This window comes from Nonomuraea salmonea, from assembly GCF_042428605.1.
Classification (GTDB): Bacteria; Actinomycetota; Actinomycetes; order Streptosporangiales; family Streptosporangiaceae; genus Nonomuraea; species Nonomuraea salmonea.
This window is the reverse complement of record NZ_JBHMCF010000034.1, coordinates 158,309-172,888: the sequence shown is the minus strand read 5'-3', so window position 1 is coordinate 172,888 and position 14,580 is coordinate 158,309. Positions and strand designations below refer to the sequence as shown.

The 14,580-nt window shown below is 71.1% G+C and carries 16 protein-coding genes and 1 tRNA gene; 7 read left to right on the top strand and 10 right to left on the bottom strand.

Annotation, left to right across the window (positions count from 1 at the left end; all coding sequences use genetic code 11):
• Positions 1-246: 246 nt before the first annotated feature.
• Genes ACFFR3_RS28570 through ACFFR3_RS28560 form a run of 3 tightly spaced genes read right to left on the bottom strand, consistent with a single transcriptional unit; the run spans position 247 to position 3,721 of the window.
• Positions 247-1,332 (bottom strand): cytochrome P450 family protein, encoded by a 1,086-nt coding sequence (locus tag ACFFR3_RS28570; RefSeq protein WP_364369875.1) that lies wholly within the window; start codon positions 1,330-1,332, stop codon positions 247-249.
• The gene (locus ACFFR3_RS28565; protein ID WP_379484147.1) at positions 1,329-2,771 is read right to left on the bottom strand and encodes an MDR family MFS transporter; all 1,443 of its coding nucleotides are present in this window, start codon (positions 2,769-2,771) and stop codon (positions 1,329-1,331) included. The genes ACFFR3_RS28570 and ACFFR3_RS28565 overlap by 4 nt, the downstream gene beginning before the upstream one ends.
• Positions 2,772-2,776: 5 nt before the next feature.
• Positions 2,777-3,721, bottom strand: coding sequence for an NAD(P)/FAD-dependent oxidoreductase (locus tag ACFFR3_RS28560; RefSeq protein WP_345389040.1), 945 nt, complete (start codon positions 3,719-3,721; stop codon positions 2,777-2,779).
• Positions 3,722-3,782: 61 nt separating this feature from the next.
• Between ACFFR3_RS28560 and ACFFR3_RS28555 the strand changes: the two genes are divergently transcribed.
• Positions 3,783-4,211, top strand: a complete 429-nt coding sequence (locus ACFFR3_RS28555; protein ID WP_379484146.1) for a MerR family transcriptional regulator — start codon at positions 3,783-3,785, stop codon at positions 4,209-4,211.
• A gap of 305 nt (positions 4,212-4,516) precedes the next feature.
• Here ACFFR3_RS28555 and ACFFR3_RS28550 read toward each other — a convergent pair.
• The 3 genes from ACFFR3_RS28550 to ACFFR3_RS28540 form a co-directional block, all read right to left on the bottom strand.
• Positions 4,517-4,593: transfer RNA gene (locus tag ACFFR3_RS28550), tRNA-Lys, on the bottom strand.
• 57 nt (positions 4,594-4,650) lie between these two features.
• Positions 4,651-5,577 (bottom strand): nucleoside hydrolase, encoded by a 927-nt coding sequence (locus ACFFR3_RS28545; protein ID WP_364369864.1) that lies wholly within the window; start codon positions 5,575-5,577, stop codon positions 4,651-4,653.
• A 252-nt stretch (positions 5,578-5,829) separates the two neighbouring features.
• Positions 5,830-6,222, bottom strand: coding sequence for an OsmC family protein (locus ACFFR3_RS28540; RefSeq protein ID WP_345389046.1), 393 nt, complete (start codon positions 6,220-6,222; stop codon positions 5,830-5,832).
• A gap of 53 nt (positions 6,223-6,275) precedes the next feature.
• On the opposite strand from ACFFR3_RS28540, the gene ACFFR3_RS28535 reads away from it, so the two are divergent.
• Positions 6,276-6,974: a ferredoxin reductase domain-containing protein gene (locus ACFFR3_RS28535; protein ID WP_364369861.1), complete on the top strand. Its 699-nt coding sequence runs from the start codon at positions 6,276-6,278 to the stop codon at positions 6,972-6,974.
• Between the two features lie 50 nt (positions 6,975-7,024).
• Positions 7,025-7,909, top strand: coding sequence for an FAD:protein FMN transferase (locus ACFFR3_RS28530; protein ID WP_379484145.1), 885 nt, complete (start codon positions 7,025-7,027; stop codon positions 7,907-7,909).
• Between the two features lie 18 nt (positions 7,910-7,927).
• Here the strand turns inward: ACFFR3_RS28530 and ACFFR3_RS28525 are convergent, their stop codons facing one another.
• Positions 7,928-8,203 carry a hypothetical protein gene (locus tag ACFFR3_RS28525; protein ID WP_345389051.1) on the bottom strand — a complete coding sequence of 92 codons (276 nt, stop codon included), beginning with the start codon at positions 8,201-8,203 and terminating at the stop codon, positions 7,928-7,930.
• A 143-nt stretch (positions 8,204-8,346) separates the two neighbouring features.
• Here ACFFR3_RS28525 and ACFFR3_RS28520 point away from each other — a divergent pair, with 143 nt between their 5' ends.
• Positions 8,347-8,727, top strand: coding sequence for a phage holin family protein (locus ACFFR3_RS28520; protein ID WP_364369855.1), 381 nt, complete (start codon positions 8,347-8,349; stop codon positions 8,725-8,727).
• Positions 8,728-8,738: 11 nt separating this feature from the next.
• Positions 8,739-10,061, top strand: coding sequence for an aromatic amino acid ammonia-lyase (locus ACFFR3_RS28515; protein ID WP_345389054.1), 1,323 nt, complete (start codon positions 8,739-8,741; stop codon positions 10,059-10,061).
• An 18-nt stretch (positions 10,062-10,079) separates the two neighbouring features.
• Here the strand turns inward: ACFFR3_RS28515 and ACFFR3_RS28510 are convergent, their stop codons facing one another.
• Positions 10,080-11,039, bottom strand: coding sequence for a LacI family DNA-binding transcriptional regulator (locus ACFFR3_RS28510; protein ID WP_345389056.1), 960 nt, complete (start codon positions 11,037-11,039; stop codon positions 10,080-10,082).
• Positions 11,040-11,272: 233 nt separating this feature from the next.
• Between ACFFR3_RS28510 and ACFFR3_RS28505 the strand changes: the two genes are divergently transcribed.
• Together ACFFR3_RS28505 and ACFFR3_RS28500 are read left to right on the top strand one after the other, a co-directional pair.
• Positions 11,273-12,133 (top strand): amidohydrolase family protein, encoded by an 861-nt coding sequence (locus ACFFR3_RS28505; protein WP_345389058.1) that lies wholly within the window; start codon positions 11,273-11,275, stop codon positions 12,131-12,133.
• Positions 12,130-12,684: a cysteine dioxygenase gene (locus tag ACFFR3_RS28500; protein WP_345389060.1), complete on the top strand. Its 555-nt coding sequence runs from the start codon at positions 12,130-12,132 to the stop codon at positions 12,682-12,684. Before ACFFR3_RS28505 ends, ACFFR3_RS28500 begins: the two co-directional genes overlap by 4 nt.
• On the opposite strand, the gene ACFFR3_RS28495 is transcribed toward ACFFR3_RS28500, so the two are convergent.
• A complete protein-coding gene (locus ACFFR3_RS28495) occupies positions 12,673-13,350 on the bottom strand; it encodes a (2Fe-2S)-binding protein (protein ID WP_345389062.1) in 678 nt (225 codons plus the stop codon). The genes ACFFR3_RS28500 and ACFFR3_RS28495 overlap by 12 nt on opposite strands.
• A gap of 19 nt (positions 13,351-13,369) precedes the next feature.
• Positions 13,370-14,536 carry a CynX/NimT family MFS transporter gene (locus ACFFR3_RS28490; protein WP_364369847.1) on the bottom strand — a complete coding sequence of 389 codons (1,167 nt, stop codon included), beginning with the start codon at positions 14,534-14,536 and terminating at the stop codon, positions 13,370-13,372.
• Positions 14,537-14,580 lie beyond the last annotated feature (44 nt).

The window sequence follows — 14,580 nt, the reverse complement described above, 5'->3', positions numbered from 1 at the left end:
AGAACCTCCCAACCGAAAACCCCAGCTCAGCGTGCTGATCTGAAGTTTCTCTGTGCCCCAGAATGCCACCACGTACTGACGTGTGCCACGTGCCGCGGCTGGTCCGCGACAGGCAGCATCTCCTTGGGGATGACGCCACCGCCGCGAGCGGGCGGTGCGCGCCGGCCGGAGCGCGATCTTGCCTGCGACAGGAATACCGCCGCTGGGTGCCGACCGATTCGTGTCCGGCCGGCGCCACCGCCATTTCTACATGGGGGTGAATCGTACGGGTAGCGTCGTGAGGCCGCGTAGGAAGTCGCCTGGCTTCCAGTGCAGGCCGACGGTCGGACCGGTCAATTGGAGGTCGGGCAGCCGCGTGAGCATGGTGTTGATGGCGATGCGTGCCTCGAGACGGCCGAGCGGAGCGCCCAGGCAATGGTGGATGCCGTGCCCGAACGCCAGGTGAGTGGGGCCCGTCCGGTCAAGGATGAGACGGTGGGGTTCGGCGAAGATCTCCGGGTCCCGGTTCGCTGCGGCGATCTTCAAGATGACCCGGCTACCCGCAGGGATCGTCATGCCGTCGATGTTGATGTCTTCGAGTGCGATGCGGGGAGTGGCATGCTGGACCGGCCCGTCCAGGCGCAGGAACTCCTCGACGGCGGAGGGCAGCAGGTCGGGCCGGTCCCGCAGGAACCGGTACTCGTCGGGGTTGGCGAGCAGCGCCAGCATGGCGTTGCCGATCAGGTTGACGGTGGTCTCGTGTCCGGCCCCGAGCAGCAGGAACACCGTGGCCACGAGTTCTTCCTCGCTCAGCGCGTCATCGCCGTCTCTGGCGTGGATGAGGGCGGTCAGCAGGTCGCCGCCGGTGTCCTCGCCTGAGCCTCGTTTGGTGTCGATCAGCGTCTGGATGTAGTCGTTGAGCGTTTTGAGCGCCCGGCCCACGATGACGTCCGCGTCTGGGGCCTCGGCCGGGGTGAGGGCGGCGGTGAACCAGTCGCTGAACGTGGTGCGGCCGGTCGCCGGCACGCCGAGAAGCTCGCAGATGACGGTGGTGGCCAGGGGGAAGGCCACGTCGCCGATCAGGTCCGCCTTTCCCTGGGGGCAGATGCCGGCGATCAGCGCGTCGGTGATCTGCTGGATGCGCGGCCGGAGGGCGGCCACCTGCCGTGCGGTGAAGGCCTTCTGCGCGAGTTTGCGGAGTCTGGTGTGGTCCGGGGGGTCGGTGTTGAGCATGTGCCGGCCGCCGAAACCCGCCTGGCCGTCAGGGGGTGCACTGGACAGCCTGGCATCGGTCAGCAGAGTGCGTATGGTCTTGTATCCCTCGATCACGACGGTCTGTCTGTCGGTGCTCATGCCGTTGCCTCTCGTGCCTTGGGGCGGTTGACGGTTCGGGGCAGCAGCGCCAGCAACGCCACCAGGACGAGGCCGGCTGGCGCGCCCCAGAACAACACGTCCGGGATGGCACCGGCGGTCGCCTGGGGGGCCGGGGCCTGCCCTTGGAGTTCGCGGGTGAGGAGGCTGCCGAAGAGGGCCACGCCGAGCGAGAGACCCAGGCCGCGGACGGACACCGCGGCGGAGGTGGTGGCGGCCAGGTCCGCAGCGGAGACGGCGTTCTGCGCGACCACCACGAGGTTCTGCATCAGCAGCCCGAAGCCGACGCCGAGCACGCCGATCTCTACGGCGAGCAGGGCGTAGGGGGTGTCGGGCTGAAGCAGGCTGAGCAGGGCGAATCCCAGGACCGCGATCAGTGAGCCGGCGAGCAGGTAGGGCTTGAACCGGCCGCTGGCGCCGATGCGGGCGCCGGCCAGCGAGGAGACCACCATGAACGTCAGGACGTACGGGTTGAGCGCCAGCCCCGCCTGGGTGGCTCCCATGCCGTAGGTGGCCTGCAGGTAGGTGGGCAGGTAGACGATCGATCCGCCGAGCAGCGCGCCGAGCAGCGCGGTGGCGGGCAGCGCGACGCGCAAGGTGGGGTCGGCGAACAGCCGTAGCGGCAGCAGCGGGTTGGCCGCGCGTCGTTCCCGCCACACGAACAGCGCTCCCAGCACTACCAGGGCAGCGATCAGTGTGAGGATGACGCCGGAGTTCCACGCGTACGTGCGGCCGCCCCATTCGGCCACCAGCAGCAGGCTCACGGTCGCGCCGGCGATCAGCACGGCCCCGGCGAAGTCGATCCTGCCGTCCCCGCCGGTCCTGGGCAGCCGCAGCGCGAACGCCACCAGCGCCATGGCGAGCAGGCCGAGCGGCAGGTTGATGTAGAAGATCCAGCGCCAGCCCCAGGCGTCGGTGATCGCGCCGCCGGCGAGCGGGCCGCCCACGCTGGCGAGAGCGAAGACGCCGCCGGTGAAACCCTGGATCCGGCTGCGCAGGCGGGGTGGGTACAGCTCGGACAGCGCGATCGTGGGCAGCACGAACAGCGCTCCTGCGCCTATGCCCTGCACGGTCCTGGCCGCGATCAGCTGGGGCATCGTCTGGGTCAGGCCGCACAGTGCGGAGCCGGCGACGAAGACGGCGACCGCGGTGAGGAACACCGTACGTCGGCCGAACCGGTCGCTGAGGCGGCCGTACAGGGCTCCGGTCGCGGTCGAGGCCAGCACGTACGAGGTGACGACCCAGCCGATCGCCTCCATGCCGCCCAGGTCGGCGGCGATGTCGGGCAGGGCGATGGCCACCACCGTCTGGTCCAGCACCGACAGCAGCATGCCGATCAGCAGGCCGGCCGTGGCGAGCGGCACATTGCTGCCGTCCTTCGACGGGAGGCCGGTGGCGGTCTGCGTGAGATCCGCGGACACCGTGATCAGCCCCTTGCCTGCGCGAACGGGCTGGGCAGGTCGAAGTCGGCGCTCAGCAGGTCCTGGTCGATGACCGCTGCGGCGAGGGTGCCGCCGGCAGCCGCGGCGATGACCGCGGCCATCGGCACCGGCATGCTGGCCCGGCGCGCCATGTCACCTGCGGCGTACACGCCGGGCACACTGGTCTGGCCGAACTCGTTCACCTCCACGCACCCGTCGGCGAAGGTCGCGCAGCCCAGGCGGGCGGCGAGGTCGGAGCGCTGGCGCGGCACGCTGACGACGAACACCGCGTCTCGGGCCAGGGATGGGCCGGTCTCGAACACGATCTGTTCCAGCCGTCCGTCCGTGCCCTCCAGGCGGGCGACGGCCTCGCAACGCACGCCGATACCGTGCCTGTCCAGCGTGGCCTGCGCCGCGGGATCGAGCGGCCAGCCGCCGGTGCAGAGTGTGACGTCGGCGGCGAACCGGCTCAGCTGCAGCGCCAGCCGTACTCGGGCCGGGTCCGTGCCGAGCACGGCGACCTGCTGGCCGGTGCATTCGTAGCCGTGGCAGTAGGGGCAGTGGAAGGCGGAACGGCCCCACAGCGCTTGCACCCCGCGCGGGCCGGGAAGCTCATCGGTCAGCCCGGTGGCCAACAGCAGCCGCCGTGCCTGCGCCGTTTCACCTCCGGACAGGTCCAGTCGGAAGTCGTTCCCGTCCAGCACGCGGACGTCGGTGACCGTCCCCGTCCTTGTCTGTAGCGCCGGGTATCCGGCCAGTTCCTCGCGGCCGAGCTTGCGCAACTCGGCGGGTGGCGTGCCGTCCCGGGTGAGGAAGTTGTGTACGTTCTCGGCGGCGATGTTGCGGCCTTCTCCGGCGTCGACCAGTAGCACCGTCCGGTGAACCCGTCCCAGGGCCAGCGCGGCGGCCATGCCGGCCGGGCCTCCCCCGACAATGACGACGTCGAACATCTCTTGCCTCCATAAAGCGCGATCGCTTGACGTGAAGGCAAGTCTGCAAGTTAATGTCAACATGAAGTCAAGTGACTGGATGCGGATCGGGGAACTCGCGGAGCAGTTCAACCTCGCCCCACATGTCCTGCGCCACTGGGAGGCCATGGGTCTTCTGGCCCCCGCCACCAGAGTCAACGGCCGCCGCCGCTACACCCGCGACCACGTCGTCCGCGTCCTGACGATCGTTCGCGCCAAGGCAGCGGGGATGAGCTTGGAGCAAATCCGGGAGATCCTCAGCGTCTCCGGACAGGTCGAGCGCCAGGCCCTCCTCCAGCAGCACCACGCGGAACTGGAACGCCGGCTACAGGAGATATCGGCCTCCAAGGCGCTGATCGAGCACCTGATGCAGTGCACCGCAGACGACTTCACCCGATGTCCTGTCTACCGGCGGATGGCGGAGAGCACGGCCGGACTCCACAACCTCGGCAAGGACGGCTGCGTGATCTGAAACACCGCCTGTCCTCCCGTCAAGAAGGCCCCGGCGGCCCGCTGCGGAACGTGATCCGCGAGCCACAGCCCGGCTGGGAGCCGCTTCACGGCAACGCACAAACCGCCGAGGCCGACCAAGCCCAGCCCTTGAAGGTTTCCACCGCGTCGGTCGCGGCCGAGCCTGTGGGTTGAGGTTGATGGTGTCGACGTAGGAAGTGGACGGCGACGATGTGCTCGGCCTGCGCAGCAGGTGGATCGACCTCGCCCGAGCCGCTCCGAGAACCAAGAAACCCCAGCTCAGCGCACTGAACTGGGGTTTCTCCGTGGTGCGCCGCCAGGGACTCGAACCCCGGACCCGCTGATTAAGAGTCAGCTGCTCTGACCAACTGAGCTAGCGGCGCAACAGGGATAACTGTATCAGCCGCCAGACAGTGTCCGCGCCGCCCAGGCGCTCTTCCCTACGTCAGGCGGGCCGAGAGCTTCTCGTACGTCCCCAGCACCAGGTCCCAGAAGGCCGGGACGTCCATCGCCGTGGCCACCAGGGCGTTCGCCTGGCGTGCGTCGACGCGGAAGTCGGTGACCGTCATGCCCCTGGTGTACTCCCCTGCCGTCTCCACCTTCACCACGGCGGGCACGCAGGTGAACAGGCTCGGGCGCAGCACGTACGCCACCGCGACGGCGTCGTGGATCGCCGGGCCGCCCTCGGCCGAGACCACCCCGTAGTACTGGGCGGCCGGCACCAGCAGGTCCGACAGCCGGCCGAGCGGGCGCATCCGGTCGAGCACCTGCGAGGTCACGGCGGCGGTCAGCGTGACGTCCAGGCCGAACATCTTGACCGTCCACCCGGCCTCGAACACGATCGCGGCGGCCTCGGGGTCGGCCAGCATGTTGAACTCGGCGGCCGGGTTGTGGTTGCCACGGGTGTACGAGCCGCCCATGATGACGAAGTCGCGGGCCCACTCGACGATGCGGGGCTCGCGGCGTACGGCGAGAGCGATGTTCGTCAGCGGCCCGACCGCGACCAGCGTGATCTCGCCGGGCGCGGCCCGCAGCGTCTCCACGATGAAGTCGACCGCGTGCCCCTCCGACGGCCCCCGCGAGGGGGCGGGCAGCACCACGTCGCCGAGCCCGGTCGGCCCGTGCACGTCGGTGGCCCTGACCGTGCGCCGCAGCAGGGCGCCCGCGCTGCCGGGCGTCACCGGCACGTCGCCGAGCCGCAGGAACTCGCGCAGGGCGAGGGCGTTGGCGGTGGTGAACTCCACGTCGACGTTCCCGCCGACGGTGGTGATGCCCACCAGGTCGATGTCGTCCGCCGAGCCGGCGGCCAGCGCGAGGGCGAGTGCGTCGTCTATGCCCGGGTCGCAGTCGATGAGAACTTTCTTCACTCATCGGAGCTTACGCATGGATCGGGCCGGGCAGTTCCCCCAAATCTGCCCGGCCCGATCGGTTGCGGTCCAGGCCGGCGCTTTCCCCCAAAAACGCCGGCGGTCCCGCACTTTGCGAACCGCGGTCCCCCTCCGCGCTCGCATCGGTGAAGGTCCTCGTGGTCAGTCGCCAGTGCTCCTGACCTGCTCCTACGCTACCGAGACGAATGCAACGGTCGCGTCATAACGGGGTCGAATATCTGTTTAATCCACCTACGGAAGCTCCAACCGAACTTCGGTGCCGTCCTGCAGTGATCTGCTCACCGTGCAGTACTTCTCGTGCACCCGGTGGGCGACCGCCTCGAACACCTCGCCGGCCTCCTCCGACGGGAGCTCGACGTCGTACGTGACCGTCACCGACCCCAGCTTGTTGGGCTCGATCTTCTCCGACTCGACGGTCATCGCCAGGCGCACGAGCCGGTGACCGCGCTTGGCGGTGAGCGGCTCGACGGTCACGATGTTGCACCCGCCCACCGCCGCCAGCAGCAGCTCGACCGGAGTGAACACGCCCTCCTGGTCTCCGCCGCCTATCGACACCTCGGCGCCGCGGGCGTTGGTCGCCCGGAATCCGCCCTCTTCAGTCCGCTCCACGCGCACGTTAGCCATGTTTCTAGACCCTACTCAGAATGCTTTCATGTTCGATCCGCAAGGTTGATGACATGGCTAGCGAGGCGAATGCTCATCAGGGGCCGATCCTCTTCTGGAGCGGCGTCGCGGTCGCCGAGTTCGGGGCGATCCATCCGGGTTCCGGCCATCCGCCGGCTCCTGCCTACACCGCCGCGGCGCTGCTCGTCGCGGTCGGCTTCCTCACCGTCGTGGCCACCGACCACCTCCCCACCGAGGAGGCCAGGCAGCGCCTGCGGCTCGGCGGCTATCTCGCGGGCGCGCTGCTGGTGGCCCACCAGTTCAGCGTCACCACCCAGGCCACGGGCTTCGCCCGGGTGGCCTCCCTGCTCCTGTACGCGGCCGCCGCCGTGACGGCCGTCCTGAGCCACCGCGTCCCCGGCCCCAGGCGGCCGATCCTGCTCATCGCGACCGGCCTCGACCCCCGCGAGCTGGGCGAGCGCCTGGCCGGCGAGCCGGACACCGTCGCGGTCTATCGGACCGAGCGGGTCACCGACGAGCTGCGCGAGCTGCAGTCTCGCCACGGCGTCATCCTCGTGGTGGGCGCCGAGCACGATCCGCGCGTCAAGGAGCGGGTGAGCGCGTCCGGGCTCGGGCGCGAGGTCCCCGACATCGCCGAGCGCGAGGTGGTGGTGGCCGGTCCGCGCCGCTTCCAGCGGTACGTCGGTGGCGCGCTGTCCCGCCTGGCGGTGCCCAGGTCACAGGTTCATTTCAGATCTGAGCTCAAGGCTTAGGCTGAGCATACGAGCGATCTGACAACGTGGGCGACGGACAAGGAGGCAAGATGACGACTTCCAAGGTCACCGGGTCCGTGACGACTTCCAATGTCACCGGGTCCGTGACGACTTCCAAGGTCACCGAGTCCGACACGACTTCCCATATTGCAGAAGCCCCGACGGCGTTCCCCGGCAGCAGCCGGGTCGAGACGGTCATGGGCCGGCCGGTCACCATCGACATCCGCACCCCCCTTCCCGCTCGCGAGCTGACCCCGCTGCTGGACGACGCGTTCGCCTGGCTGCGCTGGGTCGAGGACACCTTCAGCCCCGGCAAGGAGGACAGCCAGATCAGCCGCCTCAACAGGGGCGGCACCATCAAGCAGGTCCCCGAGCTGATCGAGGTGCTGCACCGCTGCGAGGAGCTGAGCGAGGCCACCGGCGGCTGGTTCGACGCCCGCATCAACGGCGTCACCGACCCCTCCGGCTACGTCAAGGGCTGGGCGCTGGAGCGCCTGTCGCGCGCGCTGGTGCAGGCGGGCGCGGGTGACCACCGCATCACGGCGGGCTACGACGTGCGGGTGCGCGGCTCGGCCGCTCCGGGCAGGCGCTGGCGGGTGCCGGTGCGTGACCCGCGTACGGGCGAGGTCCGCAGGATGGTGCGGGCCCACGATCTCGGCATCGCCACCTCGGGCGGGTCCCGCGTGGTCGACCCGCACACCGGCGAGGTGCGCGACGCGCTGGGGGCGGTCACGGTCATCGGCCCCGACCTGGGGCTCGCCGACGCGTACGCCACCGCCATGTACGCCATGGGCCCCGTGCGGGCCCGCCGCTACGCGACCGAGCTGGCCGGGAAGGGTCCGTACGAGACGCTGATCGTGCTGCACGACGGCCAGGAGCTCACCACGCCGGGCTTCGCGACGTACGGCGGCCCGAGGGAACGCCTCGCCGGCTGAGCCGCACCTCCCACGCGTTCAGGCGTCAGGATGTTTGCGCAGATAGTCGAGGTAGACCGGGCGCAGCGCTTCGCCCAGCTTGCCCTCGCCCGCCGCGAGGGCGTCGCTGAGCAGCGCGGAGACCTGGCTGAGGTCGTTGGCGGACTCCGTCGAGTGTCCGCTGGCGGCCTCGGCGGCCGGGATCACTTTCAGCAACTCCCATAGGAACCCCAGGTCCCCGTGGCGTACGGCGTAGCGCACCGCCCGATCGTGCAATTCGGCGGCCGGCAACGACTCGAGCCCGTTCGTGTCCATGTCGGTTCCTCCCCTGCACGCCTCTTCCCCGCGTCGTCCGGCGATAACCGGTGACCACCCGGCGACTACGGAAAGTGATCGGCGGGCATCGTTCTGACGGCGCCCCTATCGAGCACTGATCTCAAGTGGGAGGATCAAGCAGCGTGAGATTCATCATCAGAACGCTCGCAGCGGCAGTGGCGCTGTGGGTGGCCATCCAGTTCCTCGACGGCATCTCCGTCGACGCCCCCACGAACTCGGCCCGATACTGGGGCGTCCTGCTCCTGGTGGCGTTGATCTTCGGTGTCGTCAACGCCATCGTCAAGCCGATCGTGAAGGCGCTCGGCTGCGCGATCATCGTCCTGACACTAGGCCTGTTCCTGCTCATCATCAACGCGGCGATGCTGCTGCTGACGAGCTGGATCGCGGGCGAGCTCGGCATCCCCTTCCATGTCGACAACTTCTACCCGGCCGCCTTCTGGGGCGCGATCATCGTCAGCGTGGTGAGCTGGGTGCTCAGCGCGTTCATCCCCGACGGAGACTGATCCCCACGTTCATGGAGCTCGACGGTGCCGGCCTGACGTGCGCGCGGGTGCACGAGGCCGCCTACGGAGGAGCCCGGGTCGCGATCGTCTCCCTCGATCGGGCCCGGGCCGCGTGGGCCACCGCCCAGGAGCTGACCAGGCCGGTGTACGGCAGGAGCACGGGCGTGGGCGCGAACCGGGACGTCCTGCTGGAGGGCGGCGGCCTCGACCTGCTGCGCAGCCACGCGTGCGGCGCGGGTCCGCGCGTCGATCCTGGCCGGGCCAGGGCGATGCTGGTGGTGCGGCTCAACCAGCTGCTCGCGGGCGGCTCGGGCGTGGACCCGGGGGTGTGCGAGGCGCTGGCGTACGCGATCAACCACGGCTTCACGCCGCCGCTGCGCACGTACGGGGCGATCGGCACCGGTGATCTGACCGCGCTGTCCACGACGGCGCTCTGCCTGCTCGGCGAGCTGCCCTGGGACAGCGCGGAGCCGGCGGACGAGGAACCACCGCGCTACCCGCTCGCCTCCAGCGACGCGCTGCCGTTCATCAGCTCGGGCGCGGCCACGCTGGCCGACGCCGCCCTCGCGGTGCACCGCCTGCGCACGCTCATGGAGGCCGCCATCGGGGTGGCCGCCATGTCGTTCGCCGCCGTGGACGCCTCGGCCGAGCCGCTGGCCGCCGTCGTGCAGGAGGCGCGCCCGCATCCCGGCCAGGCGGCGGTCGCCGCGGCGCTGCGCGGGCTGGTGTCGCACGAGCCGAGCACCCGCGTCCAGGACCCGTACGGTTTCCGCGCCTTCGCCCAGGTGCACGGCGCCGCCGTGGACGCGCTCGGCAGGGCGGTCACCGCGATCGAGACCGACCTCAACGCCGCCGCCGAGAACCCGCTCTTCGCCGGCTCACTCGCCTGGCACAACGGCAACTTCCACTCCGCGCCCGTGGCGCTGGCGCTGGACGCGCTGCGCCCGGCGCTCGTGCAGGCGGCGCAGCTCAGCGCCGCCCGCCTGGCCACGCTCATGGACCCGGCCTACACCGGCCGGCTGCCCTTCCTCGCCGACCGTCCCGGCGCGTCGGGCATGCTGATCCTGGAGTACGTCGCCCAGGACGCCGTCGCCGAGCTGCGCCATCTCGCCCAGCCGGTGACGACGGGCACGGCGGTGGTCTCGCGCGGCGCCGAGGATCACGCCGGGTTCGCCACCCAGGCGGCCCGCCACACCCTGCGCTGCCTTGAGCCGCTGGAGATCGTGCTGGCCTGCGAGCGTACGGCCGCCGCTCGCGCGCTCGACGCCCCCGCTCCCGACCGCCCGCTCACCGCGGACCTGGAGGAGTCGCGCCGGGCCCTGACGGGAGCCTGAACGTCAGGAGCCTGAACGTCAGGAGCGCTGAGCCACCGAGCCGCGCTCGCGCAGCGTCGGCTTCTGGACGACGCGCCGCCGGCGCGCGCCGCCGTCGGCCGCCGCCGAGATGAGCCGCACGGCGGCCCTGACGATGCCGTCGATGTCCCAGTCGACGGTGGTGAGTCCCGGGCTGAGCAGGCCCGACATCGGATGGTCGTCGTAGCCCATGACGGACACGTCACCGGGGATCGACAGCCCGAGGTCGGCCGCCGCCGCGTAGACGCCGTAGGCGATGGAGTCGCTGAAGCAGAAGACGGCGCTCGGCTGCTCGCCCGACAGCACGCGGTGGGCGGTCGCGGTGGCGCCGGCCAGGTCGTGGGGCGCGGTGGTGAGCTCGATGTCGAGCCCGAGCCGCTCGGCCTCGGCCGTGACGTGGACGTCGGCGGGCCGGTCTGGCGTGCTGGGCCGGGTGGGCGTGAGCACGGCGATGCGGCGGTGGCCGAGGGCGCGCAGGTGCTCAAGGGCGAGCGTGACGCCGCGCCGGTTGTCGAAGACGACCTCGCCCGCCGTGCCGGCGATGGAGTCGCCGATGGCCACCACCGGCACCGACTCGCACAGCTCGGCCCAGAACGCGGCGGCGGGATCGACGGGCTGCACGATCATGCCATCGACGCGCTGGTCGCGCAGCTGCCGGCCCAGGGCGCGCTCGCGGGCGGGGTCGCCGACCGCGTCGAGGATCAGGGCGTAGCGGTCTTTCTCCCGCAGGCCCCTGCTGATGCCCACGGCCAGCGACTGCTGCCACAGGTCCTCCAGCGAGCCGCAGAGCAGGCCGATCATGCCGGTGCGCCCGCTGGCCAGGGCTCTGGCGATGGGGTCGGCCTCGTAGCCGAGCTCGGCGGCGGCGGCGCGGACCCGCTCCATGGTCTCCTCCGACACCTGGAGGCCGCGCAGCGCGTAGGAGACGGCCGCCGGTGACAGACCCGTGGCCTGTGCCACCTCACGGATCGTGGCTCTCTTCCGAGGCATTAGGCCAGCCTATTGCGTGTCACCGACAGAAGCCGTTTTCCCGCCAGCGCTTGTCGGTCTTGTGGCGGGGGCGCCCATTGACAGCCCTCTGGTGAAGCGGTTCACTGAACCGTATCACTGAAACGGTTCACTCCACCGGTTGCGCAGGCCGGACGGTTTACATGTATTGTGAGTAGGAAATAGCGGAAGGAGGGCCGCGGACGATGAGCATCGACGTGCACCAGCACCTGTGGACACCGGCGTTCATCGATGCCCTGCGCGCCCGTACGAGCCCGCCGTACCTCGACGGCTGGACGCTGATCCTCGACGGCGAGCCGCCGTACGAGGTGAACCCGGCCGACCACGAACGGCGCGACACGACCGGCCTGGAGCTGGCCCTGGTGTCGCTGTCGAGCCCGCTCGGCATCGAGTTCCTGCCGCCCGAGGACGCCTGGCCGCTGATCGACGCCTACCACGACGGCGCGCTCGCGCTGGGCGAGCCGTTCGGCGCGTGGGCCGCCACCTGCCACAGCGAGCTCGACCCCGGCCGCCTGGCCAAGGACCTCGACCGCGGCTTCGCCGGCCTGCAGATCCCGGCCACCGCCGTCCCCGACGACCGGCTGCTGGAAGTGCTGACCGCCAGAGACCTGCCGCTGTTCGTGCACCCAGGCCCGGCCGCGCCGGCTCCCGGCACGCCGCCGTGGTGGCCCGCGCTGGTGCCGTACGTCCAGCAGATGCACGCCGCGTGGCACCACTTCCACGCGGTCGTCCGGCCCCGGCACCCGCGGCTGCGGGTCTGCTTCGCGCTGCTCGCCGGCCTCGCGCCGCTGCACTCCGAGCGCCTGATCGCCAGGGGCGGCGGCGGGCGCGGCCAGGTCGACCGCGACTTCTTCGTGGAGACCTCCTCCTACGGCCCGCGCGCGATCGACGCGATCGTCCGCGAGCTCGGCATCGACGTCGTGGTCAACGGATCCGACGCCCCCTACGCCACCGCACCCGACCCCGGGCTCGGCGCGGCCGCCGGTCACGCCGTCCGGGTCGTCAACCCCCGTCGTCTGCTGAACAGAAAGGAGACTCGTACGTGAGCACTGACCAGATCCAGGACGGGGGCACCTGTGCCGGCCTCCCCGAGCGCACTCTCGACCGGCGTGAGTTGCGCGACCTGGTGAACGAGCTGGCCGCCCATCCGGAGGAGTGGCGCGACCAGGTGGACTTCCCCGCCGACGGCGGGCGCCACTACGCCTCCCTCTACCGCGACGCCTACGTGGACGTCTGGCTGCTGTGCTGGCGTCCCGAGGACGACACGGGCTGGCACGACCACGACACCTCCTCAGGGGCGGTGCACGTGGTGCAGGGCGCGCTCCTCGAATGCAACCCGCGCATCGGCGGCGAGCACCTGGAGACGGTGGTGACGGAGGGTCGGTCGTTCTCGTTCGGTCCCGACCACATCCACCGGCTGACCGGCGCGGTGGACCAGAGCGTGTCCATCCACGCGTACTCGCCGCCGCTGTGGCGGCTCGGCCAGTACTCCATCGACCGCACGGGCGTCATGCGCCGCGTCTCGGTCAGCTACGCCGACGAGCTGCGTCCCATCGACGAGCCCGCCGCCGCGCAACCGGTCGGATCAGTGGCCTGAGGACGCGCGGGCCCGCGCGGCGGGCAGGAGCACGCAGCAGCTCGCGCAGGGTTCGACGTCGGGCAGGGTGATCCACAGACAGCAGGTCCTGCGGAAGTAGCCGTCGCCGGCGGGCTCGATGAGCCCGTCGAGCGGCGGCCCGATGCGGCGCAGCAGCTCCATGTAGTCGCCCGCCACGATCGAGGTCAGCGGGTGGGCGAACGCCTCGGCCGTCGAGCCCCACAGCGTGCGCTCCCCCACCTTGGCCAGCGCGCCGATCGCCGCGACCAGCGGGCGCTGCGACTCCTCCAGCGCCTCCCGGATGGCGCCTTCGCCGGTCTCCCACCGCACGCTCGTGGCGGCCAGCGTCACCCCGGCGTCCGACACCTTGACGTACGTCTCCCCGAACGGCATGACCGGCACCCGCCCGTCGAGCGCCCACCCGAGCGCCATGGGCAGCGCGTGCCAGTAGCCGTAGGTCTTCCAGAACAGCGCCGCGCCGACGTGGCGCGGGGCGTTCCAGCGCGCGGCGGTGTCGTCCACCAGCCGCGCCAGCGGCGTGTACGGCTCGCGCACCAGCTCGGTGACCGGGGTCCACGACTCGTCGGGCTCGATGACGAGCTCGGGCACCACCCCGAGCACCCCGCCGCGCTCGTCCGCCAGCCGACGAAGGGTGTCGGTCAGCACGCGAGGCCTTTCGTGGAAGTCATCGTGTCTCCAACGTAGCAGGGCGGCCGGCCAGCCAACCGGCCACGAGCTGCACCACCAGCACGCCGAGTCCGACGGTCAGCGGCACCGTCCAGCCGCCCGACACCTCCCGCAGGAAGCCGAACAGCAGCGGGCCCAGCGCCGCCACCACGTAGCCGACGGACTGGGCGACGGCCGACAGCGCGGTCACCGCCGCCGGGTCGGCGGGGCGCAGCGCGATGATCAGCAGGGCCAGCGCGAACGCGGCGCCCTGGCCGACGCCCAGCACGATCATCCACGCCCATGGCAGCGTCGTGGGGGCCAGCAGCACGCCCAGGTAGCCGAGCACGGTCAGCAGGCACGCGCCCACCACGTACGGGACCTGCGAGGCGCGCCGGCCCGCCAGCACGGGCACCGCGAGCGAGGTGCCGACCTGCACCAGGTTCGTCAGGCTGAGCAGGTATCCGGCCTGGTCGGCGGGCAGCCCGGCCTCCAGGAAGATCGTGGGCAGCCAGGCCAGCATCACGTAGAAGGTGAGGGACTGCAGGCCCATGAGGGCGGTGACGTACCAGGTGACGCGGCTGCGCAGGACGGCGCCGAAGGGGCGGGGGCCGTTGGCGGCCGCCTCCGGTCTGCGCAGCGCCTGCGGCAGCCAGAGCAGCGCCGCCAGCAGCGCGGGCACGGCCAGCAGCGCCGTGACGCCGCGCCAGGAGAACCCGGTGCCGTGCTCGATCGGGATCACCAGCGCGGAGGAGAGCGCGGCGCCGGCGACCACGCAGGAGACGTAGACGCCGGTCATGAGGTTGACCCGGTCGGGGAAGTGCTGCTTGACGACGCCGGGCATGGAGACGTTCATGACGGCGATGGCCGTCGCGGCCAGGGCGGAGCCGAGGTAGAGCAGCGGGGCGCCGCCGAGGCCGCGTACGGCGACGCCCGCCGCGATGACGAGCAGGCCGGCGAGCAGCGTGCGGTCGAGGCCGATCCGGCGCGCCAGCAGCGGCGTGACCGGCCCGAACACGCCCAGGCAGACCACCATGACCGTGGTGATGGCGCCGCCGCCCGCCGGGCTGAGACCCACGTCCCCCATGATCTCGTCGAGCAGCGGGGAGACGCCCGCGATGGCCGGGCGCAGGTTGAGCGCGGCCAGGGCGACCCCGGCCACGAGCAAGGCGGATCTCAGCGACATAGACGACCACTCTCGCATAAGCGCTTGACAACGTTGTCCGCCCC